Origin of the sequence: Bifidobacterium castoris (assembly GCF_003952025.1) — a bacterium.
Taxonomy (GTDB): Bacteria; Actinomycetota; Actinomycetes; order Actinomycetales; family Bifidobacteriaceae; genus Bifidobacterium; species Bifidobacterium castoris.
Window position 1 is genome coordinate 23,278 of the sequence record NZ_QXGI01000011.1, and the last position, 23,084, is coordinate 46,361.

Annotated in this window: 18 protein-coding genes and 4 tRNA genes; 4 read left to right on the top strand and 18 right to left on the bottom strand. The window is 64.7% G+C overall.

What is annotated here, in order from left to right; translation table 11 throughout:
• Positions 1-127: 127 nt before the first annotated feature.
• The 6 genes from D2E22_RS09610 to D2E22_RS09640 form a co-directional block, all read right to left on the bottom strand.
• Complete coding sequence (locus D2E22_RS09610; RefSeq protein ID WP_126032867.1) at positions 128-1,555, bottom strand: Sau3AI family type II restriction endonuclease; 1,428 nt, start codon at positions 1,553-1,555, stop codon at positions 128-130.
• A 750-nt stretch (positions 1,556-2,305) separates the two neighbouring features.
• Entirely contained in the window at positions 2,306-4,474 is a 2,169-nt protein-coding gene (gene malQ, locus D2E22_RS09615) for a 4-alpha-glucanotransferase (RefSeq protein WP_126032868.1), read from the bottom strand.
• A gap of 81 nt (positions 4,475-4,555) precedes the next feature.
• Complete coding sequence (locus D2E22_RS09620; protein WP_126032886.1) at positions 4,556-5,266, bottom strand: AbrB family transcriptional regulator; 711 nt, start codon at positions 5,264-5,266, stop codon at positions 4,556-4,558.
• 479 nt (positions 5,267-5,745) lie between these two features.
• Positions 5,746-6,387, bottom strand: coding sequence for an IMPACT family protein (locus tag D2E22_RS09630; RefSeq protein WP_126032887.1), 642 nt, complete (start codon positions 6,385-6,387; stop codon positions 5,746-5,748).
• A complete protein-coding gene (locus tag D2E22_RS09635) occupies positions 6,387-7,346 on the bottom strand; it encodes a D-2-hydroxyacid dehydrogenase family protein (RefSeq protein ID WP_420897257.1) in 960 nt (319 codons plus the stop codon). Before D2E22_RS09635 ends, D2E22_RS09630 begins: the two co-directional genes overlap by 1 nt.
• A 902-nt stretch (positions 7,347-8,248) precedes the next feature.
• Positions 8,249-8,338: transfer RNA gene (locus D2E22_RS09640), tRNA-Ser, on the bottom strand.
• Positions 8,339-9,041: 703 nt separating this feature from the next.
• Here D2E22_RS09640 and dinB point away from each other — a divergent pair.
• Positions 9,042-10,316, top strand: a complete 1,275-nt coding sequence (gene dinB / locus D2E22_RS09645; RefSeq protein ID WP_126032869.1) for a DNA polymerase IV — start codon at positions 9,042-9,044, stop codon at positions 10,314-10,316.
• 156 nt (positions 10,317-10,472) lie between these two features.
• Here dinB and dapC read toward each other — a convergent pair whose 3' ends face one another.
• From dapC to D2E22_RS09705, 11 genes are all read right to left on the bottom strand, one after another.
• Positions 10,473-11,645, bottom strand: a complete 1,173-nt coding sequence (dapC, locus tag D2E22_RS09650) for a succinyldiaminopimelate transaminase (RefSeq protein WP_126032870.1) — start codon at positions 11,643-11,645, stop codon at positions 10,473-10,475.
• Positions 11,646-12,585: 940 nt separating this feature from the next.
• Positions 12,586-12,909, bottom strand: a complete 324-nt coding sequence (gene fdxA / locus D2E22_RS09655; RefSeq protein ID WP_126032871.1) for a ferredoxin — start codon at positions 12,907-12,909, stop codon at positions 12,586-12,588.
• Between the two features lie 86 nt (positions 12,910-12,995).
• The gene (locus D2E22_RS09660) at positions 12,996-14,600 is read right to left on the bottom strand and encodes an amino acid permease (RefSeq protein ID WP_126032872.1); all 1,605 of its coding nucleotides are present in this window, start codon (positions 14,598-14,600) and stop codon (positions 12,996-12,998) included.
• A 261-nt stretch (positions 14,601-14,861) separates the two neighbouring features.
• Positions 14,862-16,112: an FAD-binding protein gene (locus D2E22_RS09665; protein ID WP_126032873.1), complete on the bottom strand. Its 1,251-nt coding sequence runs from the start codon at positions 16,110-16,112 to the stop codon at positions 14,862-14,864.
• Between the two features lie 179 nt (positions 16,113-16,291).
• Complete coding sequence (rpmG, locus tag D2E22_RS09670) at positions 16,292-16,462, bottom strand: 50S ribosomal protein L33 (protein ID WP_022858912.1); 171 nt, start codon at positions 16,460-16,462, stop codon at positions 16,292-16,294.
• 52 nt (positions 16,463-16,514) lie between these two features.
• Positions 16,515-16,588 (bottom strand) — tRNA-Met (locus tag D2E22_RS09675).
• Between the two features lie 4 nt (positions 16,589-16,592).
• Positions 16,593-16,664 (bottom strand) — tRNA-Thr (locus D2E22_RS09680).
• Between the two features lies 1 nt (position 16,665).
• A tRNA-Tyr gene (locus tag D2E22_RS09685) sits at positions 16,666-16,747 on the bottom strand.
• Positions 16,748-17,916: 1,169 nt separating this feature from the next.
• Positions 17,917-18,210 carry a co-chaperone GroES gene (gene groES / locus D2E22_RS09695; protein WP_024540990.1) on the bottom strand — a complete coding sequence of 98 codons (294 nt, stop codon included), beginning with the start codon at positions 18,208-18,210 and terminating at the stop codon, positions 17,917-17,919.
• A gap of 271 nt (positions 18,211-18,481) precedes the next feature.
• Complete coding sequence (locus tag D2E22_RS09700) at positions 18,482-19,750, bottom strand: ribonuclease E domain-containing protein (RefSeq protein ID WP_126032875.1); 1,269 nt, start codon at positions 19,748-19,750, stop codon at positions 18,482-18,484.
• 21 nt (positions 19,751-19,771) lie between these two features.
• On the bottom strand, positions 19,772-20,455 hold the full coding sequence (locus D2E22_RS09705; RefSeq protein ID WP_241218396.1) for a GNAT family N-acetyltransferase: 684 nt from the start codon (positions 20,453-20,455) through the stop codon (positions 19,772-19,774).
• Positions 20,456-20,557: 102 nt separating this feature from the next.
• Here D2E22_RS09705 and D2E22_RS09710 point away from each other — a divergent pair, with 102 nt between their 5' ends.
• The 3 genes from D2E22_RS09710 to D2E22_RS09720 all read left to right on the top strand — a co-directional run bounded on the left by D2E22_RS09710 (position 20,558) and on the right by D2E22_RS09720 (position 22,817).
• Complete coding sequence (locus D2E22_RS09710) at positions 20,558-21,205, top strand: 5-formyltetrahydrofolate cyclo-ligase (protein ID WP_164518502.1); 648 nt, start codon at positions 20,558-20,560, stop codon at positions 21,203-21,205.
• A gap of 160 nt (positions 21,206-21,365) precedes the next feature.
• Positions 21,366-21,554: an FmdB family zinc ribbon protein gene (locus D2E22_RS09715; protein WP_126032877.1), complete on the top strand. Its 189-nt coding sequence runs from the start codon at positions 21,366-21,368 to the stop codon at positions 21,552-21,554.
• 495 nt (positions 21,555-22,049) lie between these two features.
• Complete coding sequence (locus D2E22_RS09720; protein WP_126032878.1) at positions 22,050-22,817, top strand: SAF domain-containing protein; 768 nt, start codon at positions 22,050-22,052, stop codon at positions 22,815-22,817.
• Here D2E22_RS09720 and D2E22_RS09725 read toward each other — a convergent pair.
• Positions 22,814-22,963 carry a BAG family molecular chaperone regulator 5 gene (locus D2E22_RS09725; protein WP_126032890.1) on the bottom strand — a complete coding sequence of 50 codons (150 nt, stop codon included), beginning with the start codon at positions 22,961-22,963 and terminating at the stop codon, positions 22,814-22,816. The two genes, D2E22_RS09720 and D2E22_RS09725, sit on opposite strands and share 4 nt — an antisense overlap.
• Positions 22,964-23,084: the final 121 nt, after the last annotated feature.

Genomic DNA, 23,084 nt, shown 5'->3' on the forward strand with positions numbered 1-23,084 from the left:
ATCATACGCGAGCGCACGACAAAATCAAGCATCCTACTGTATCCCAGCGTGTCGATTTGGCACTAAAACGATTGTGGGCCTGAAGCATATGCTTCAGGCCCACAATCGTCCACTCGCGCGTCTGCTGTTATCTTGAATCTTTCTTCTGCAGAATGTCATTCACGATGTAATGATTTGTAATCCAAAATGACCGCTTCATCTCCTCGCCACCTTGCGGCGTGGGATAAGTATCAGCGCCGTTGCGCGCATGGGGACGCACATGGAAAATTGAACCAGTGCCATCCAAACCCGTTATCGGCGCGAACTGATCGTAGACGCCACGACGCACTTTACGACGCGTATCCTCGTACACCTCCTCCGCTTCAGCGAACGCATCGTCTGGACAAGTCCATAGCACGACGTCATCCAGGCGGTATTCGCCATCACCGCCGTCCCGATACACCACAAAGAGGAACGGACTGAGCAACGTCTTGCGTAAATCACTGTCTTCCCAAGGGGTCTCGGCGATTTCCTCCCATTTGAACGCCGGGAATGATACGGATTCCTTGATGCGGCCGCTCTTCTCGACACGAAGTGTACGAATGGTGCTCTTACGCAAACCAGCTTTTTCGAATTCGGCGACCAAGGCATCGCGGTCGACGCCGAACGCCGCCTTGAGCAACGCCATCGTGGACGTGGCATGCGCTTGCTTCGCACCGGAACTGCACGCATTGTTCAGCTTGCGTAGTATTTCCGGGGCGGTCAGCCCGATGTAGTCCTTGAAACGGGACCGGATCAGCTCTTCGAGCGTAAGGTCGCGTTCATCCTCATCGCGCTGAATCTTCTCAACTTTCTTCTTGGCGAGCAATTCATTCACCACGTTCGTCATATAGGAGCCCTTCAAGGCCCATCTTCTCGGCTTGGCCGGCACCGACGAATTCGGCTGCTGAACCGTCGCACCGTGCCCACTTCCGGTGGTTGCCGCCTCCAGATACAGCGTGTCTCGACTGCTGATTTCATGTGCCTTACCATCACGAATCTTCGCAATCACCTTTTCCCAGTCTTCTCGAATCTGCGGAAGATCCTCCTCGGGAATGCCCCACAAAGCCACAAGCTTGAATTTCATATCGAAGATGTTGTCGGTGTCATCCCTGTAGTCATACGCCATCAGAAGCACATGCTTCGTCTTGTCCCGCATATGACTGTCTTCGAACGTCTCATTAAGAATCGTCATATAATTGATATTGGTGATAGACAATCGCTCTTTGGCACGAATATCACCTTTTTTATTCCTAATAAGACCAGTGGTCTTCAGCTCCAATTCCGTCACATCGAAATCTGGCGCCTGATTATTATTGTTTTCGATATCGAAGAAGTACTTCTCGACATTATCCCCCATCGCACCTTTGTTCCCCTGTTTTCCAGCGGTTTTCGGCTTCGCGTATCCTTTCGGTTTCATATCCTCCGGGATATCCAAGACTTCGCGCAGCGTCTGCCCCTCAATCGTCTTGGCATACAGCAGTATCCTCTCTACATTGCTGTCGTCGTAAGTTTCACCACGGACAACCTTTTTCATGACTGCCTCCCATCAGTACACGTTGTGCACTCTCCACACTTGTAGCGGCTAGAGCCAAGTGTATGCCAAGAGTTCGTAGCACACAAACCCCGAGCATGTTTGCCCGCCCATCAATCGCCGCTTTTCGCGGAAACATGGCTCCCTAAAACATGACAAGGCACAGAGGACGCAATCTACAAAAGAAGGGCATCATGGTAGATATCACTATTCCGCACAACGCGACAATTATTAATAATGGTCGACAAATTAATATACTTTGAATGCACGAGTTTCCTTTTCCCACACTCATTTATAGACACCTGCCGTCGGAGACTGATGAACATCGTCTGGAGATATCCGATATGCAGGAGGCTGTCACTGGATTCGATGCATATGGAGATTCATCAATGCTCCGACGGCGCGCCGCGCGAACGAATCGATGAGGACACCGCCGCCATACGCGGACGCCTTCGTGCACGCAGGCAATGGTTGCGGACATGGTCACCGCCACCGCTGACGTTGCGGTATGTGCACGGGCGGCGGGGATGACACAGGCTCCATCCTCGCATTGCGGTACGCTACGGGTCCTCCCACCGTACCGCAATGCGGAATTGGCAGGCGGGGCCAAGGTGGTTCACGCCGAGAAGACGCCACCGGGCAAAGCCTTTGTCGTGTTGGAGCAATACCGGACCTTAGGCATAGCAAAGCCCGACGCACATCGTGTGCGTCGGGCTTTGCGGAGAACAAGGAACGCGGAACAGCGCGTCAGCTTCAGCTGTTCATAATCTTCGTGATGCTCTGCAGCAGGTCGCCGCGGAACAGGTCCTCGAGCATGACCGCGTTGCCGTCCGCGTCAGCGAGCGGAACGCGCCAGTTCGGGTACTCGTTGTCGGTGCCCGGCTGGTTCTGCGCGCGCTTCTCGCCGACGGCGTCGACGATGGACGCGGCGAGCAGCTTGCACGGCGAGCCCTTGAGGCCGCGGTACAGCGCCTCGACGATCTCGGTCTCGTGCGCGGCCTCGTCCTGCAGCGCCGACGAATCCAGATAGCCCTGATCGGTGAGCATCTGCAGCATCGCGTTGTGCTCTGCGCGGGCGCTTGCCTCGAAGGCCTCTGCGCCCTCCTCGAGCAGGCCGAGACGTTCGCGGATCTTGACGTGCTCGTACTCGAGGTAGCCTGCCGCCGGCGGCAGGTCGTGCGTGTTGACCGACGCGAGCGCGTACGGACGCCAATGCTTCGGCGGCGTGAAGACGCCGTCCATCTGCTCGAACCATTCGACGGCGCATCCGAGGATGCCGTGGTCGGACAGCGACTTCTGCACGTAATCGGGCACGACGCCGAGGTCCTCGCCGACGACGATGCCGCCGACGCGGCTCGCCTCGATCGCGAGGATGCCGAGCATGACGTCGTGGTCGTAGTAGACGTAGGTGCCATCGACGGCCGTGTGGCCCTCCGGGATCCACCACAGACGGAACAGGCCGAGGATGTGGTCGATGCGCACGGCGCCGGCACAGTCGAACATGCCGCGCACCATCTCACGGTAGGACAGGTATCCGGTGTTCTTGAGCGCGAGCGGGCTGAGCGGCGGCTGGCTCCAGTTCTGACCCTGCTGGTTGAACATGTCCGGCGGCGCGCCGACGGTGGCGCCCTTCGCGAAGCGCTCCGGGTTCCACCACACTTCGGAGCCGAGCGGATGCACGCCCACGGCCATGTCGGACATGATGCCGATCTTCATGCCGGCGGTGCGAGCCGCCTCCTGGGCGAGGTGCAGCTGCTGCGTCGCCGTCCACTCGAGCCAACGGTAGAACTCAAGCGTGTCGGCATGCCGCTCGCGCAGCGCGATGACCTCCGGCGACTGCTTGTCCATCTTGTGGATCCAGCTGTCCGGCTTGTCCTCCGGAGCGCCCCACAGCTCATAGCACAGGCACCAGGTGGCGTAGGCCTCGAGGTCCTCGCCGCAGCGGGCCTTGTACTCGTCGAACTCGCGCTGGCGTTCCTGGGACAGGCCCGCGTCGAAGATCTCGCGCAGCGCCGGCTTCTTCTCGAGCCACATCGCGTCGCGGTCGATGAGCTGCGCGTCGTTGTTGAAGCGCTCGACCTTCTCATGCGCGGCGCGGATACGGCCCTTCGCCTCGCCGTCGATCAGATTGAACTCGGGGATGTCCTCCGGGCGGATGTACGTGAAGTTCACGAAGCGGCGCGACACCGGCAGGTACGGCGACGGCGTGAGCGGCACGACCGGCTCGGCGGCGTGCAGCGGGTTGACGAGCAGGAAATCGGCGTCCGTATAGCGCTTGCCGTCGGTGAGCAGCGTGCGCAGGTCGGTGTAGTCGCCGACACCCCACGAATCGGCCGAACGGATCGAATACAGCTGGGCCATCCAACCCCACAGCGCGCCGTTCTTCATCGGGTCGAGCATTTCGATGCGTTCCGGCGCGCTGATGAGCGTCGCGTTCTCGGAACGTTCGCCGCTTTCGACGTGCAGCGTGTGGTAGCCGACCGGAAGCTCGGCGGGGATGATCAGATCGGATTCGGCGATGAACTTGCCGTCGATCTCACGCACCTTGGCTTCCGGCATCGCGTTGAGCCTGAGCTCGCCTTCGAAACGCTCGCCGTTCTCGAGGATCAGCGTGACCTGCGCCGGCTCGGTGATGCCGGTGCGCAGCGTGACATGCGTCTCCTTGCCGACCGTGTGCAGCACGGTCGGGTCGATGAGACGCAGGTGGCGCTCACGCGTGATGTCGGCGATCGCCTTCTCGATCGCCTCGTCGGAGGTCGCGTCGATGCCGAGCGCACCAAGGATCGCGACGAGCGTCTCGTCGGAGATCTCATGGAAATCGCGCGACAGACCGGTGTAACTAGTTGCAACGCCCATCATGGACGCCAGACGCACGAGGGGCCGTGCGAGGCGCTCCGGGCTTTCTTCCATTTGCTCTGCCATAACTTCCTAGTGTAGGGCAACAAACGTTGTCAAAACACCGCGACGCGCGCATTCCCCACAGTTTTGCCACAGAACGCGGATTCATTGGCCGAGGCGCCGGCGCGCGGCATGCACGACCTCGTCACTCGAATCGGCGCTCAGTCTTTCAAGGATCTCCTGTGACGCGTTCGGGTTAAGCGCTACAGCACGGCGTACCATCGACGACAATACAACGTTCGCATCCGGCTCGAGCTCCGCGCCGAGGCGGGAGAGGAAATCGAGCGTGTCGACGTCCATCTCCGGATCCTGCGCGCCCTCGAGACGCATCTTCCACGACGTGCGCTTGTTGCGCAGCGCCTCGTCGCGCACCGCGGGCGTATCGTCCTTCGTAAGCCTGCCGACGAGCCAGTTCTTGTCGTCGATGTTCGCGGCGACCGCCTGGCGCACCACCGCCGACGGGTCCTCGGACAGCTTGACGAGCACGTTCGGGAACGGCATCGTGCTCGCGAGGAACACGCGGTCCTCCTCGGGCGTATGCGGATTACCGGCGACGGCCTCGAGCAACGCCGTCGCGCGTGAGAACGCCGCCTGCTCGCCGCGGTCGGGCAACGGACGGCGCGCGAATTCATGCAGTTCAGCCGCGTCCGTCGAATGCCGCAGCCGTTCGTAGGTCGTCGTCAGCGGCTCGACGTGGGGCGTATCGGTTGCCTCGGTTGCATCGACGCCGTCCGTTGCGTCACCGTCGGCATCGGCGTCCGTCCGCACGGATGCATTCGCCACGTTCGGCTGCGCATCGACGTCCTCGGCATTCATCTCGCTTGCCGCAATCGTCTGCGCATGCGCGTTCGTGTCACCCATCTCGTCCACGGCATCCGTCGCATCCGCAGCACCTATCTGCACGTCCGCGTCCACGGCATCCGTCGCGTCCACGGCAACCGTCCGCGAGGCCGCCGCAGGCTGATCGTTCGTCATCGGCGCATCGACGTCATCGGCGCCCGTCGTTTCGCCAGTCATCGTCTCATCGGTCATCGTTCCACCTCTGTCCGTCCGAATCAGTCCGCCATATGCGCATACGGCCGCATGCGCATGCCCGTCCACTCTAGCAACGCCCGTATGCGCGAGACGCGCGCCGCGAGCGCCGCGAGCGCGATCGGCACGCGTGTCGCCGCGCGTCGCGCATATGCCGCGCTGACGCCGTCCGCACGCGGCTCCCGCTCGCCCTCGCCGGCATCGTCCGCATCATCGGCGCGGCGCGTCGGACGTCCTCTCGACCATCGGCGGGCATGCGCCGACTACCGTTCCTCGACGGGCCGCGCGACCAGTCCGAGCGGTTCCGGCACGACGTTCGCGTTGAAGGTCTCGCGCACGCGGTCGGCGAATCGGTGCTCCATGTCGGCCGGCACCGCGCATTCGATCTCGACGTGGTCGGTGAAGGCGGCGTCGAGCTGCGCGCCATCGACGAGCGCGAGCAGCTGCTGGAAGGCGCCGAGCTGCGCGTAGTCGAGGCGGACGAGATACCGCCTGCATTGCACGATGCTCGCCTTGCGCGCCGCCTTCACGGCGAGCGAGGCGCCGGTCGAATACGCACGGATCAGGCCGCCCGAACCGAGCAGGATGCCGCCGAAGTACCGGGTGACGGCGACGGCGCAGTCGGTCAGCTCGTTCGCGCGCAGCACATCGAGGATCGGCTTGCCGGCGGTGCCCGACGGTTCGCCGTCGTCGCTCATCCGTTCCATGACGCGGCCGGTCTCGTCGGTGACGATCGCCGCGTATGCGACGTGCCGCGATTTCGGATGCGTCTCGCGGATCCGCTCGACGAACGCGAGCGCCTCGCCGAGGTCGTCGACGTGGCATGCGTCGCCGATGAACTCGGATTTCTTCTCGACGAAAGCGTCATGCGCCGGCTCGGCGGCGGCGTTGAGGATCGTGCGCATCATGCCGTCTCCGGATCGACGACGACGTTCTTCTTGCCGCCGGTGCAATACGCGACGATATCCTCGACGCACTGCCTCGTCAGGTTGCGGTTCGCGCCGTCGGAACGCCATGCGACGTGCGGCGTGAGCACGAGGCCGTCGATCGCGAGCAGCGGGCTGTCCATCGGCAGCGGCTCCTGGTAGTAGACGTCGAGCGCCGCCGGGATGTCGCCGCGTTCGAGGCGGCGGACGAGCGCGCCGGGGGCGATGATCTCGGCGCGCGCCGTGTTGATGAGCATCGTGCCCGGTCGCAGCGCGTCGAGTTCGGCGTCGCCGATCATGCCGCGCGTGCCGTCGACGAGCGGCATATGGATCGAGACGACGTCGGCGCCGGCGAACAACGCCTTCATGTCCGCGATCGGCGTCACATCATGCTCTGTGTAGCGTTCGCGCGAGCCGCGCCCCGAATCCCAGACGGTCACTTGCATGCCGAAGCCGTGGGCGATGCGCGCGACCGTCTGGCCGATGCCGCCGAAACCGACGATCGCGAGCGTCTTGCCGGCGAGTTCGATGCTGCTCATGCCGTTCCAGTCGCCGGCGCGCAGTTCACGGTCGAGGTCGCCGACGCGACGCGCGAGTTCAAGAATCAACGCGAAGGTGAATTCGGCGACGGCCGCATCGCCATAGTGGCGCACGTTGCAGATGCGCACGCCGAGCTCGCGCGCCAGATCGAAGTTGACGTAGCTGGCGACGCCGGTGCCCCCGAATGCGAGGCAGCGCACCGTCTTCGCAAGACGGCGCAGCATGTCGTCGGAGATGTGCACGCCGATGACAATGACGGCTTCGGCGCCTTCGGCCCGCGTCAGGAACGTGTCCTCGTCGAGCGTGTGGTCCTCGAACATGCGCACCCGGGCGATGCCGTCGAGCATCGGCAGCGCCGCCTTGAGCGGGGCGACCATGTCCTCGAACACGCAAGGCACCGCCACAAGCGGGAGGTCGGAGTGCGCGGCGGGTGTCGGTACGGTGGCGGTAGTCGATGCGGTAGTCGATGCGGTAGTCGATGCAACGGTAGGCGCAGATCCTGAGAGGGGCGGATTGGCTGCATTGGCCGGAGTGGATGGAGTGGATGGATCGGCTGTCGGCTCGGGCTTGCATGTGGGCGCCGACGCGCCTTGCGCGGCAGCAGTCGCTTCCGTGGGTTCGATGTGTTCCGTCATGGGTTCCACTGTAGCGCCGCCTCTGTTTTCGCCGTGCATTGGACGCTCTGCGGGCTGGTTCAGCAGGTTGGTTCTATGGAACGATCCGAAGCGGTACGGTTCATCGCCCGCGGCGATGGGTCGTCTCGCGACCGAGTCGGTCTGCGGGTCGGTTCGTCGACGGAATCGACAGGCCGGACCGGAGCGAGTCGGGACACCGCCGGCATCCCCGACCGCCCTGCGGGCCTGTTCATCGAACGGATCCGCAGGACGCCAATCCGGCAAAACGGTCCGCAAGGCAGCTTGTCATCGGACAGACCTGCCGTGGTCCGGAACGGGAGACGGCATGGGATCGACGGCAAACGACATGTCAGAGAGAAGTCGGCTAATAGGTACGTCCATGGGCATTCGAGCAGCTTCCAGCGCAGTCGTCTCATGAAACTGTCCATGAAAACGCTTCATGATTTGCAAGGATTTGCAGAACATATTACAGTAACGAATCGAGGCTGTGGACAAAGGCGTACCGCGGCTTCGCTCTTTTTCCATCAACCCCTCGTTTCAGCGCCAGCACACCACGTCGCCAGACCGGCTGACCGAATGCATATTCACGTCCATGGCCCTACATGACCCACGCGCGCCGATGAGACAGCGAAAAGCCGGAAACGCAATGCGATTCCGGCTTGAGCTGGCGGAGTCAGAGGGATTCGAACCCTCGAGCCGCTAACGCGACTAACACCTTAGCAGGGTGCCCCTTTCGGCCACTCAGGCATGACTCCACGTCACGCTTCACAAGCGCAACAGGTTGTAAGCATAGCAGCCATCCCCGACCAGCACAAATCGCCATCCCGTTGCGTGTCTCTTCTCCTCGGAGTTTTCCATCCCCGTCCGCACCAAAGTCGAATTGATCCACTCCGCCGCACGGATCACCGCAGCCGTTCGCCAACAAGGCCAACTGCGATCCGCCCGGCCGCATAGGCCGGCAGCTCCGTTCGGGAATCGGCCCCCCTTGCGAACCATTCCATCGCAGGAATCACCGGGCTCATTCGCGAACGGACACCGTTGCGATCCGCTCCGGTGCATCATCCAGCACCTCCATTCGGCAACAGTCTCTTTTGCGAGCCGCTCGGCCATGAGCCGGCTCGCCCGGAACCGTCCCACCGGGCGAGCCGACTCACAAGCCAGCCCATTTGCGTCCCGATCCGTCGAACAAGCCAACGAACCCACCCGAGAACCAGGACGGCCGCGTCCCGATCCGTCGGCCAGGTCGACAAGCCCACCCGCAAGCCGGCCCTGTCGCATCTCGGTCCGTCGCTCCGGTCGACAGATCAGCCCGTTACGGTCCGGTCCACCCGGCCGGCCGACGAACTCACCCGCAAACCGGCCCGTCTGCGGGACAAGACGTCGCGCACATCGACGAGTCAAACCGCCATGCCCCTCACCGGCTTCCATTCGAACAAATGTTCCACTAGAATATGGCATATGAGCACAGCACCACGCATCGCAGCCGCCAAGCGCGACTGGGGCCACGATGAACGCGGCTGCACGGTGCTGCATATCGACATGGACGCGTTCTTCGCGTCGCTTGAGATCGCACGGCATCCCGAACTCGCAGGGCGACCGGTCATCATCGGCACCGGCAACCGCGCCGTCGTATCGGCGGCGAACTACGAGGCGCGCAAATACGGCATCAACTCGGCGATGCCGGCGTCGCGCGCCCATCAGCTGTGCCCCGGCGGCGTCTTCCTTCCCGTCGACCACCACTACTACAGCCAAGTCTCGCGCGACATCTTCAGCACGATCTTCAGCCATGTGACCGACCAGATCGAGCAGGTCTCGGTCGACGAATGCTATATGGACGTCGCCGGCGCGCTGCTCGAATGGGGTTCCCCGCTGCGCATCGGCGCGTGGCTGCGCGAGCAGGTCCGCGCGCGTCACGGCATCACCTGCTCGGTCGGCGTCGCGTCGAACAAACTCGTCGCGAAGATGGCGTCGACGAACGCGAAGCCGGACGGCATGCTGCTCATCCCGATCGCCCGTCAGGCCGAGTTCGTGCAGATGATGCCGCTGCGCGGCATCCCCGGCCTGGGCCCCGCGCTCGAACGCAGACTGGGTGAGCATGGCGTCGATTCGGTGCGCGCGCTCGCCGAACTCGATCTGCCGTTGCTCGAAGGCATCACGGGTTCGCACGTCACCGCCGAACGCCTCTACAACGCGGCGCGCGGCCTTGATGCACGGCCGATCGTCACGCATGCGCCGGAGAAGTCGATCGGCGCCGAGCACACGTTCCCGCAGGACGTGAGCGACGCGGCGAGCGTGTGCGGGCTGCTGCGACGCTGCTGCGACGACGTCGCATCGACGCTGCGCCGCAAAGGTCTCGTCGCACGCACCGTCACCGTGAAACTGCGGTTCCCCGATCTGAGCATCACGACGAAATCGTTGACGATCGAACAGCCGACCGACGCCGCGAGCGCGCTGCTGCCGGTGACGCTCAGGCTGCTGCGCGCGATGCTTGGCGTTCCCGTCGACGCGACGCCGGCGCGGCTGCCGCGCTCGATCCGCCTCGCCGGCATGTCGGTGAGTGGCCTGAGCGAGCGCGCGAAGACGGTCATCCAGCCGACGCTCGAGGATATGCTCGCCGAAAGCGGCGACGACGATCATGGTTCGACGACGCAGACGCGGCTGCGCGGCGCCGAGGAGGCGCTCGACGCGATCCGCGGTCGTTTCGGCTCCGGCAGCGCGCAGCTCGGCATCTGAACAATCCGTGCGCGCATGCGGACGCATATGCGCGATCCATGCGCAGACCGTAACACGGCGACGGCTGCGCGATGACGACTGCGCGCGACCGCCACGCCGGAGCCGGGGCCGCAACCATCGCTGCACGCCCAGCGGCGCGCAGTCGTCACATGGTCGTCACTCGCCGATCGCGGCGGCAGCGCGCAGTCGTCCGACGGCCGCTACGACGGCCTCGTCGTCCACCGTCGCCGAGAAACGAAGATAGGCGCCGTCGCCGTAGAACTCGCCGGGGCTCGCGATGATGCCGATCGACGCGAGATCCTCCATGTCCTGCCAGCAGTCGCCGGATTTCGCCTTCACCCACACGTAGAGCGCGCCCTGCGGCATCGACGCGTCGTATCCGTAGGCGCGCAGTCCTCCGACGAGCGCTTCGAGCCGCACATGGTAGCGGTTGTGCTGCAGACGCACCTCGTCCGTCGCGCGCAATCCGGCGGTCATCGCCGCCTGCACGGGGCCGGGGACGATGAGGCCGAGCTGCTTGCGCAGGTTCGTCATGTCGTGCACGATCACCGCATCCCCGGCGATGCATGCCGTGCGGTAGCCGGCCATGTTCGATTGTTTGCTCAGCGAATACAGCACGAGCACGCCCCGCGCATCGCCGTCGCACACGTCGGCGCGCAGTGCGCACGGCGCCCCCTCGAGGTCTTGTTCGAGCATGCCGTCGCCGTCGTTGTCTTCGTTCCACATCATCATCGCGTAGCATTCGTCGGACAGCACGACGGCGTTGATCGCGCGCGCCGCCTGCACGATGCGTCGCAGCTGTGCCGCGTCGAGCGTCGCGCCGGTCGGGTTGTTCGGCGAGTTGACCCACACGGCCTTGACGCCGGGGACGTCCTTCCACGATGCGACATCGGCGACGTCGTCCACTTTGAGCACGGTGGCGCCGGCGACCTGCGTGCCAATTTCGTAGGTCGGATAGGACACACGCGGCTGGACGACGACGTCGCCGGGACCGAAACGCAGCAGTGAAGCCATCATCGCGACCGCTTCCTTCGAGCCGACCGTCGGTACGATGTCGGCGCCGATTTGCGCGAGTTCGACGTCGCGGCAGTCGCGGAACCATTCGTGCAGCGCGGCCCGCAGCTCTGCGGTGCCGACCGTCGCCGGATATCCGTAGGCATTCGCGGCGTTCGCGGCGTCGGCGAGCGCGACGCGAACGGCCTCGGGCACGTCGTCCACCGGCGAGCCGATCGACAGGTCGACCATGCCTCCGGCGAACGCACGCGCGTGTTCCTTGTACTGCGCGATGCGCGACCAGTCGTACGGCGACGAAAAATCATGGAATCCCATCTCACACGCTCCTTCTGTCTTGCTGTCTTGTCTGCACGTTGTCCGCACGATGCATGCTCGGTTCGATGCATGTGCATGGATCCGCTGCACTGTTCCTGTTCGAGGGTCCGACTACTGCTGACGATTATCGTTTCCCGCATTGACCGACGTCATGCGCCGCGCATGCGCACGCAATCCGGGACGCTCCGACGCCCCTTAGCGTCCCGCGTCGCGCACGCGTACGCAGTGTGGTCCGCAGCACCCGGCTCCGCCGTCACATACTGCGCATCCATACGCAGTCCAGGACGCTCCGACGCGCCCAACCGTCGCGCGCCGCGTATCCATACGCAGTCCGGTACGCCCCGCCGTCACATACTGCGCATGCGTGCGCAATCCGGTCCACAGCACCACGTCTCGGCGTCACACGCCGCGCATCCATACGCCCGACCGGACCCCACACCATACCCCCATGTCACGCGCCACGCATACGTACGCTGCACGGGGACGTTCCAACGACCCTTAGCGTCCTAAGCTGCGCATGCGCACGCGGTCCAGAACACACCGGTACGTTCTACCGTCGCGCACCGCGCATCCATACGCTACGCGGTCCACAGCGTCATACCCACTGTCACACACCGCGCATCCGTACGCGGTCCGGGATGCCACAGCATGCACTATCGTCACGCACTGCGTATCCATACGCGGTGCGGCCCGCAGCACCACGCCCAGCCGTCACGCACCGCGCATCCATACGCGCGCCGAGACGCCACAGCGCGCCGCAATGTCATGCGCCGCGCATGCGCACGCGGTCCGGGACGCTCCGGCGTCAGACGCCGCGTACACATACGCGCTATGGGACACGCTCACAAGCCTGGCAACAACGCGGATGGCCCGTGCGCGCTCCGACGGGGAGCATGCACGGGCCATCCGATGCAGATCGTACACAACGATCACGCGATGATCATGCGGCGTTCTGCGGCGGCAGTTCGGCGACGCGCTTCGGGTCCTTGCCGATCGGGCCGGCGGCCTGCGCACCACCGAGGTCGCCCACTTCGGCGAAGAACTCGATCGCCGCGTCCTTGTACCACTCCCACTGCGCCGGCAGATCGTCCTCGTAGAAGATCGCCTCGGTCGGGCAGACCGGTTCGCAGGCGCCACAGTCAACGCATTCGTTCGGGTTGATGTACAGCGAACGCTTGCCTTCGTAGATGCAGTCGACCGGACATTCGTCGACGCACGCCTTGTCCTTGACATCCACGCAGGGCTGGGCAATCACATAGGCCATCTGTGTCCTCCTTAAGAATCCGTTCCAGATTACCGCGGAGCGAGCGGCCGGGCAAAGCCGACGCGCGCAGCGGCATCACAATCGGCTCAGCGTTTCCCATGCCGCCGTTCGGTCTTCGCGGCGGCCCGAGCCTTCGCCTCGGCGGTCTCATGCGCCGTCTCCTCGAGCTGCTTGATGCGCTGCTCCTTATCGAAGCGCTCGAGTTCGGCGTCGAGTTCGCCGGTTCCGAGGCGCGCATGGTTGTAGCTGTAAGTGAAGTAGATGACGAAGCCGATGACGAGCCACGCGAGGAAACGAATCCAAGTGAGCACCGTCAGGTTGAGCATGAGCCAGAAGTTCGCGAGCGCGACAAGGATCGGCACCCACGGGTTTCCGGGGATGCGGAACGTACGCGGCAGGTCGGGGCGCTTCTTACGCATGATCGGGATCGCGAGCGCGACGAGCGTGAACGCCGAGAGCGTGCCGATGTTGACCATGTCGGACAGCACGTCGATGTTGAAGCAGGCGGCGACGAGTGCGACGACGACGCCGACGACGATCTGCAGCTTCGCCGGCGTGCCGTGCTTGCCGGTGCGTGAGATGCCGCGCGGCAGCAGACCGTCGCGGCTCATCGCGAAGACGACGCGCGTCAGGCCGAGCAGCAGCACCATGACGACGGTCGCCAGGCCGAGCACGATCGCGAAGCTGATGATCTTGGCCGCCCAATCGGCGCCGACGAGTTCGAACGCGGTCGCAAGCGACGGGCTGTCCACGGTCGCGAGCTGCTTGTAGGAGACCATGCCGGTCGTGACAATCGCGACGAGCACGTACATGACGATGACGAGCAGCATGCCGACGCCGATGCCGAGCGGCACGTTGCGCTTCGGGTTCTTCGTCTCCTCGGATGCGGTGGCGACGACGTCGAAGCCGATGAACGCGAAGAAGACGAGCGCGGCGCCGGAGAGGACGCCGGACCACCCGTAGATCGTCGGCTTCATGTGCGTGAGCCACTGCCACAGAGGCTGCGCCATGCTGCCGCCGAGTTCGCCGTGCTGCACATGGTTCGCCGGTTCGCTCGGCGGCACGAACGGCGTATAGTTGGCGGCCTTCACGTAGAAGAATCCGACGATGACGACGAAGACGACGATCGCGATCTTGAGGATCGTCATCGCGCCGTCGACGCGCGCGCCGATCTTCGTGCCGAAGACGAGCAGCACGGTGAAGAACCCGACGATGATGATCGGCGCGAGGTCGAGGTGGAAGGAACCGAAGGTCAGGTTCGTGTTCCAGTTCAGTCCCATGAGCCGCATGAAGTCGTTGAGGTAGACGCCCCAGTATTTGGAGATGACGGATCCCGCCATCAGCATCTCGAGGATGAGGTCCCACCCGATGATCCACGCCATGATCTCGCCGATCGTCGCGTAGGTGAAGGTGTACGCGGAGCCGGCGACTGGCATGATCGACGCGAATTCGGCGTAGCACATGACGGCCGCGCCGCATACGATGCCGGCGATGAGGAAGCTGATGATGACGGCCGGGCCCGCGTGGAACGCCGCGGCCTGCGCGCCCACTGAGAAGATGCCGGCGCCGACGGCCACGGCGACGCCCATGACGGCGAGGTCCCACCATCCGAGGCTGCGTTTGAGCGCATGCCCCGTCTCATTCGTTTCGGCTATGGTTTGTTCGACTGACTTCGTCCTGAATATCTGCACGATGCCACCTTGTTCGCGTTCCTACTCTCTGATGTGCAGCTGGCGCTCATGAGCTTTTGGCGTGACCTGCGAACAGGCGATGGTTGCCAGATACGCAGCCCAAGTGTAGGACCTCCCCCGGCACGTCGTTCACTGTGAGCAAGATATGGTGAGCGCAAAACGCGCATCCACACGGTTTTTCCGTGCAGATGCGCGTGATATGCAGAAAAACGAACCGGCCGGCTGCGGTTGCGCACCGCCGACCGGTTCATGCGCCGCCGTTCAGGACAGCTTCGTGTGGACCATGACCGGCTCGGGCACGAGCGTCACGTTGAACCGCTTGCGCACGCCGTCGCGGATCGCCGAGGCGAGCGCGATGATGTCGTCGCAGGTCGCGCCGCCGCGGTTCGTGATCGCGAGCGTATGCAGATCGGACAGCGCGGCGCGCGCGTCGGGAGACACGCGGTACCCCTTGTGGAAGCCGGCATGGTCGATGAGCCATGCCGCCGACAGCTTGACGCCGGTCGAGCCGTCGGGCAGCGTCGCCGGATACTTCGGCGAGTCGTCGGGCAGCGCGGCGGCCACGGAGGCATCGACGATCGGGTTCATGAAGAAGCTGCCGCAGCTGTGGCGGTTGTAGTCCTCGTTCTGGCCGACCGTCGCCTGCATATGCTCGTCGATGACATCGGCCGGCGCATCATGCTGCGTCACATAGCGCTGCTGGTCGCTGATCGCGCGTTCGACCGCCTCCGGCCGCTTCTCGTCGACCATGATGGGCAGCCGGTAGCGCGTCGCATCCTCGAGCATCGCCTTCGATGCGCGCACGTCGAGCACGGCGTCGCGCAGACGGGAGATCGGGATGCGGTCGGAGAGGTTGACGTCGAGCGCCTTCGCGAGCTGCGGATAGTTGACGGCGCCGGTCTCGGTGTGCGTAAGCGCGAAGGTCACGGACAGCACGATGTAGCGCGGCGACGGATAGTACTCCTCGTTCGGCACGCCCGGCGCCTTGTACATGCTCGTCTTGAGCAGACTCGAACGGTAGCCGAACTGCATCTCGACGTTCGACAGCGTCTTCGTCTTGCGGTCCTCGCGGTCCCACACCTCGACCGATTCGACGCTCGTCGCGACCTCCTGGCCGTAGGCGCCGATGTTCTGCACGACGCTCGCGCCGACGTTGCCCGGAATGCCGGAGAGCCCTTCGATGCCTTCGAGGCCGCGTTCGACGCAGAACGCGACGAGGTCGTCCCAGTTGCAGCCGGCCTCGGCGGTCACATGCACGGTGTTGTCGTCGTTCTCGACCGGATCGGCTTCGTCGGGCACGGTGATGAGGCGGCGCGCGTCGCGCAGCACGATGCCGTGGAAGTCGTCGTCGGATGCGAGCAGGTTCGAGCCTCCACCGATGACGCACACGGGGATGCCGTGGGTATCCGCGTGTTCGATCTCCTCAATGATGCTTGCACGCGTCGTCGGTTCCATGAAATGATCGATATTGCCACCTACGCCGATGGTGGTGAGCTCTGCGAATGTAGTCATGGCTCCCACAGTAACAAAAAACGCCGCAAGCCGATGCGGTTTAGCTTCCCACAATAATGCGGGCGACGGGGATGCGCGGACGACGGCGGCGAAGATCGGGCTGGCCCGGCGGCTGCGCGACGGGTCGGGAAACGAAAAGAGCCCGACCTCTTCGGTCGGGCTCCTGCAAAGATCTATGCTCAGCGGGTCTCGCGATGAAGCGTCTGCTTGCCGCAGCGCGGGCAGAACTTCTTCAGTTCGAGACGGTCGGGCGTGTTACGACGATTCTTGGTCGTGATGTAGTTACGCTCTTTGCACTCGGTGCATGCCAGCGTGATGCCCGGACGAATGTCTGCGCTCTTGCTTGCCATTTGGTTCACCTCTTGTTGTCGAATATGTGGGCCGGTTTCCCGGCCCTTATAGTAGCGAGAAAGAGACTCGAACTCTTGACCTTACGATTATGAGTCGTACGCTCTAGCCAGCTGAGCTATCCCGCCAGAGAGCCTCGAGTGAGAATCGGACTCACGACCTCTTCCTTACCAAGGAAGTGCTCTACCACTGAGCTATCGAGGCGTGGCGGATAGTGGATTCGAACCACTGAAGCACGAAGCGCCTGATTTACAGTCAGGTCCCTTTGACCGCTTGGGAAATCCGCCATCGTTTTCGGTTGAGGTTCAACCGGCAACTTGGCTAGTATGCCATGGGAGGGTAACTTTCCGCAAATCTCGGCGTGTCGCGTTGCCGTTCCTCGGTTTTCACCCATCGGCGCAACAGCCTTCTCGCGTGCGACCGCCGGCCGCACATAGGGGTCAACAGCATTCCGCCGCCCCTATTCCCATATCCGACCCCGGCACACCGGCGCCTGCGCGCGGCATCCCGCAGCGTCTTGCGCAGCGCACCTGTGCGCAGACCCGGACGCCTAGCCCGCCAGTCACGCCCCACGCCGCGCACCCGTACGCCAACCGACACGCCCAACATCTCGCCAGCGCCCCGCAGTGCGCACACATACGCCCATCGGGACGCTTAACCCGCCAGCTGCGACCCGCACCGCGCATCAATACGCGCCTCAGGACGCCCGACACGCCACCCGCGACCCAGTTTGCAACGCATACGCATCCCGATCCGCCAGCGTTCCTCCCGCCTTCCGCACTGCGCACCCGCACGCCCGACACGTCACCAGCGTCCCTCACCGCGCACACATACGCCAACCGAGACGCTTAATCCGCCTGCCACGACCCGCACCGCGCGCACGCACGCAGACAACCCTTAGCCCCCATGACCAGCACCGCGCATCAGTACGCACCCGGGAACACCCGACACACCGCCCGCGACCCGGTCTGCGCACGCATACGCAGACCGAGGCGCCCAACATGCCGCCGGCGTACCGCAGCGCGCACACGTGCGCGATCTAGGACGCCCGGCACACCGCCAGCGACCCGCACCGCGCACACGTGCGCTCACCGGCACGCCCAATACCCCGCCGGCGACCCACGCTGCGCACGCATACGCAGACCGAGACGCTTGACCCGTTCGCCACGGCCCACGCCGCGCACCCGTACGCCCACCGGCACGCCCGACACACCCGACACACCCGACACACCCGACACACCGACATACCCGACACGCCGCAGCGACCCGCGCCGCGCACTCATACGCGATCCAAGACACGCAACGCACCGCCAACGTCCTGCAGCGCGCACCCGCGCGTAAACCAGGACGCATCCTGGTACCGGGCGCCAGGCATGCGAAGGCCCCGCGTGCCGGAGATGACACGCGGGGCCTCCGTCAACATACGGTACGCGGATCGCGCACAGCCGCCTTTTGATCAGGCGAGGATCGCGAGCACGTCGCGCGCGGCCACGATGAGGTAGTCCTCACCCTGGTAGTGCACTTCGGTGCCGCCGTACTTCGAGTACAGGATCTTGTCGCCGACCTTGACGTCCATCGGGATGCGCTCGCCCTTCTCGTCACGACGGCCCGGGCCGACGGCGAGGACTTCGCCCTGCTGCGGCTTCTCCTTGGCGTTGTCCGGGATGAACAGACCCGAAGCGGTCTGCGTCTCGGCCTCGGCCTGCTTGACGATGATCTTGTCTTCCAGTGGAATGAGCGGGAACGACACGAGGTACCTCCTCTTTCTGCATTGCTGCATGCCAACAATCGTTACAGTTTCGCTCGGGAACGAATACGTCAGGCGGCTGACGATTCACTTGCCGCACCCTTTCCGTCGCGCTAGTTGTCTATCCTAGCGCGACCGGTAGCACTCTGCCAACTCGAGTGCTAACGCTGTAAGAGAAAAGGTTGCCGTATAAGGGGAAACACCGGCCGAACATCGGCCGGTGTTTCCGGAACGTGGCGTGCCGCGACAAACGCGATTGCCGCAGGCGTGCTGGTCAGTTGCCCCGACGCGCGAGAATCGATTCAAGGCTCGAGCCAAGCGAATCGCTCGTCTCGTCGGGCGCCTCGACGGCGGCGGTTCGTTCACTCTCGTGGAATGCGGCGGAGTCGTTGATCGTCGACGCCGCGGAGACGTCCGCATTCGGCGTGTCGTCCGATGCGCCCCCGGCGTCCGTTGGCGAGTCCGTTTCCGCGACGTCGATGACGTCGACGACGTCGGCCTCCGGCGCCTTTGGTTCGGCTTTCGCGACCTGCTTCGTCGACTTGATCTCGCGGCTTTCGGGCGCCTCCTGCGGATGCTCGACGCCGTTGCGCGGCGCGCCGAGCGAGAAGGAGATCAGATCCTGATTGATCGCCATGTCGAAGGCGTCGACGGCGGATGCGGGCGAGATCTCGGACAGTTCGTTCGTCTCGTCAGGCGGATAGGCGTTCATCTCCTCGCGGACGACAAGCTGCGCATGCACGGCTTCCTCGGGGGCCACTGCGGTTTCGACGCGCGCGGCGGTCTCCCCCGACTGCGGCGGGGCGGCCGATTCCTCCTGCGCCACATGCTGCGCCGTCTGCTGCACGGCCTGGCGACGCGCGAGCGCCTGAGCCTGCTCGACGCGCGCCTGATGCAACGCACGGCGGATCTCACGCTGTTCCATGACGTCGGTTCGCGTCTCCTCCGCCGTCTGCGTCACGGCTTCGGCGGCAACGGTCGAAGGCTGCGCGCCGGCGGCGATCTCGGCCTGACTCTTGACGGCCTTCGGGCGCATCCGCTGCCTGCGCCGATGCTCCTGCTCCTTCGCGGCGACCTTCGCCTCCCAGGCGCGCGCCTGCTTGGCCGCGTGGACGCCGAGCGCGCAGACGAGCGCGAGCAGCCCCGCCGGGATGAGCGTGTACCACGGGCTGAAGTGCAGCACGAAGGCGAGGACGAGGACGACGACGGACGCGGTGAGCAGCGCGCCGGCGATCAGCTTGCGGCGATGCGCGGCGGCACGGCGAAGCTTGCGTACATTGGCCACATGCTCACGGTATTCGCGGTATGCGCCGTGTTCCCTCTGCGTCGCTGGCATTATCGCCCCTTTCGTCTTCGGCGAATCGACATCGTTGAAGGTCGTGCCACTTTGCTCATCCACCAGATGCAGCGAAGTGGAGTACCGGTCCGAACGATGCTTCATCACTGTCTTCATGCCGTCGACCGTCTTGCGTGGCAGCCATATCGCCATGATGATTCCGACCATCACCAAGACCACGATCGTGCTCAGTGATTCGTAACCCATAGTTCCTAAGAATAAAAGAATTTAGGACAATGAGGAAACGCGTTCGCCGGGCGTGTCGCCAAGCAACCGGCGGGTGAATCCGTCGGGGGCGTCATCGGCGAGCAGACTGTACGATTCATGATCGCGCCAGTGCCCATTAATGTACATATATTTCCGTCGAATGCCCTCATACCGGGCGCCGACCTTCTCCACGACGCGCCGCGAACGCCCGTTCTGCGGCACGAGGTCTATCTCCACACGATGCAGCCGCGGACCGTCCGGATCGAGCATCGCCCAGTCGGCGAGCATCGCCACGGCGAGCGGCGTGAATCCTCTGCCAGCGTAATCATGGTCGATCCAGTATCCGATGATGCCGCTGCGCATCGCGCCGAGCATAATCGCGCCGAGCGAGATCTGCCCGACGATGCGGCCGCCGTATTCGACGACGAACACGATCGCCGATCCCGAACGCTCGTCGCGCCGCTGCATCCGTATCCATTGCGGGAACGTGACCGGGCGGTGGCGTTCGGGATCGTTCGAATCCCACGGTTCGAGCCATGCCGCGTTGCGTATGCGCACCTGGTCCCATTCGGCCTCATCGGCCGCCGTCATCGTGCGCAGGCGGATCGCCGGAGCGTCCGCCGGAGCGAGCAGCGTCAGCGGCGTGTGCAGGGCGTTCGGCGCGTCGCGCCGCATCGCGTCGCACAGGGTTCGGAAGATCGTCACGCCATCCATTGTCCCACGCCCGGCGCGCATGCCGGCGCCGCGCCGTCCCATCTCGCGGTACGCGCAACCCGGCGGCGGCCGCGGCATGGTAGAACCGTGACCATGCCGTACATGAACCAGTCGAAGCCGACGACCGACGAGAGCAAACGCGAACTCCGGCATAAGCTGCTCAAGCAACGCCGCTATATGACGGCAACCGACCGCGTCGCCGCGGGCGAACGCTGCGCCGGCGCGCTGTTCGCGCTTCCGCTGTTCTCCCGACCACGGACGACGCCGCTGACGATGGCCTGCCACGTGTCGATGGGCACCGAAATCAACACGCTGCCGATCCTCAACGAGGCGGCGGCGAGGGGCATCCATCTGCTGGTGCCCCGGCTCGGATCGGGCCGCGAGCTCGGATGGTCCCGGCTGACGTCGCCCGATGAGGTCGCCCGGCTGCGCCACGAGACCGTCTCCGCCACCGGAGAGATGCCGCATCCCCACGAACCCGACGCCGAGACGCTGCCGGCCGAGGCGCTCGCCGACGCCGACGTCATCGTGCTGCCGGCGCTCGCCGTCGACCACGGCGGCAACCGGCTCGGACGCGGAGCGGCCTGGTACGACCATGCGCTCGCATTCGCCCCGGACGCATCGCCGCGCATCGCGATGTGCTGGACGCGCGAATTCGTCGACGAGACGCTGCCGACGCAGCCGCACGACGTTCGCGTCGACGCCGTGCTCACACCGCGCGGCCTCACCTTCATCCCCTGACCCATGCGTGGCGACGCGGCCACCGGCCGCCCGCCCACGGTCTACGCCTATGCCTACGCCTACGGTGGATGGCCGTTCCCGTTCATGCACACATGTGAGTAGTCTCTGGGGATTAGAACGATATGCGCTCGCGCGAACGCGCCCACCCGAAAGGAGCATCATGCCCGTCTACCATTACCGCTGCAAGCATTGCGGATACGACTTCACCGAACACCAGTCCTTCGACGACAAGCCGATCACCGTCTGCCCCAAGTGCGGCGAACCGACCGTGCACAAGGTGTATTCGGCTGTCCCGATCACCTTCAAGGGCAGCGGCTTCTACCGCACCGACAAAGGCTCGTCGAAGTAGGTCCTCTTCGAAGCCGCGCTCATCCCACCGCGGCGCGCTCACTATTCGCAAGGCCACCGTCGCTCCCATGCCATGGAGCACGGTGGCCTTGTGATGTCCGCCATGACGCCGCAAGGCCAGCCCCCGCGAAGGTCACTGCCCGGCCTCGGCCGCCACGACGCCCGCACCTTCCGCGTATGCCGGCTTCCTCCGCGTCCGTCCTTGGATTCCGCGGCGGTTTGCGCCTGCCATGCCGCTGCGCGAATCCGACGATGAGGCGCGGTCCTGGCCGATCCCCACCGCCTTCCTCCATCCACAGCCATATGACGGCCGTTGTGGATGGGGGTTCCGTTCATCCACAACGATGTGGATACGATGTGGACTGGGAGCGAACAATCTTCACAATCCACAGCTCCGCCCGGCGTGTCGTCCACATTTGGCCGACGACACACCCTTCCGGTCACATACCCCGCTGCGGCTGGACGCCACCGGAGGTCCGGACGCATCATAACTGCCATGACGCATACGTTCGACTTCAGTTTCCTCCCCGGCCGCGGCGGCGAGCCACGACCAGGCCGGCCACGCACACCGCGTGGCCGACGTCTCGACCGCCGCGCCCGCAAGCTGCTCGCGGCCTGCTGCGCCGCGCTCGCCGTGCTGTGCACGCTCGAATGCATCGTCACGGCGACGGCGACGCGCAACGTGCTCACCGCGTCCCGCCAGATCCAGGCGGGCGACGCCGTCGTCACCGCAGACTTCACGCCGACGGCGCTGCCTGCGAGCGACGCATTGGACGGCGCCGTCGAACGGCTCGACGACGAAACCGCCTACGCGCTCATCGACATCCGCAAAGGCGACGTGCTGCTGCCGACGATGCTGGGATCCACGCCTGCCGTCGCGCCGGGGCATACCGTCATCGACGTGCGCCTCGGCGAGCTCAGCCATCCCTTCGCCCCGGGCACGCATGTCAGACTGACCGCGGCGACCGGATGCTCCCCTCCCGCCGTCGACGCCGACAAAGCAACCGCCGAAGCCGAACCGACGGATGCGGACGCACAGCCGAGCCCGGGTACGAGCGCGGATGCAGCGGCAGACGCCTCCGCGGAGGACGTGCAGACGGACGGCCTATGCACGGTCAGCGACGACGCGATCGTCATGGGAGCCCCACGCGACGATGTGGCGGGCGATGGGCGTCTGACGCCGGTCGCGATGAGCGCGGCCGACGCGATGCGCACATTGCAGGCGCAGGCGAACGGACCGGTCCTCGCCGTGCGTGCCGATTAGCGGCCGCGCTCCTCGAAGACGCCCCAATGCGGCGGCAGCTCGCCGAGGATACGACGGTCGTCGTCGGCCGCGCGCTGCTCGCGTGTGCGCATGTCGCCGGCCTCGAGCTTGACGCCGTCGGCGTCGAACCGCTCGGCGCCCTTCATGACAACGCGCCGATGGCGGCGCGGCGTACGCCGCTCGGCGCTGTACGCCGGCGTCCGCGCGCCCTCGGTGTCGCCGGCATGTACAGCGTCGGCGCCGTCCGCACCGTCGTCGGTGCCGTCG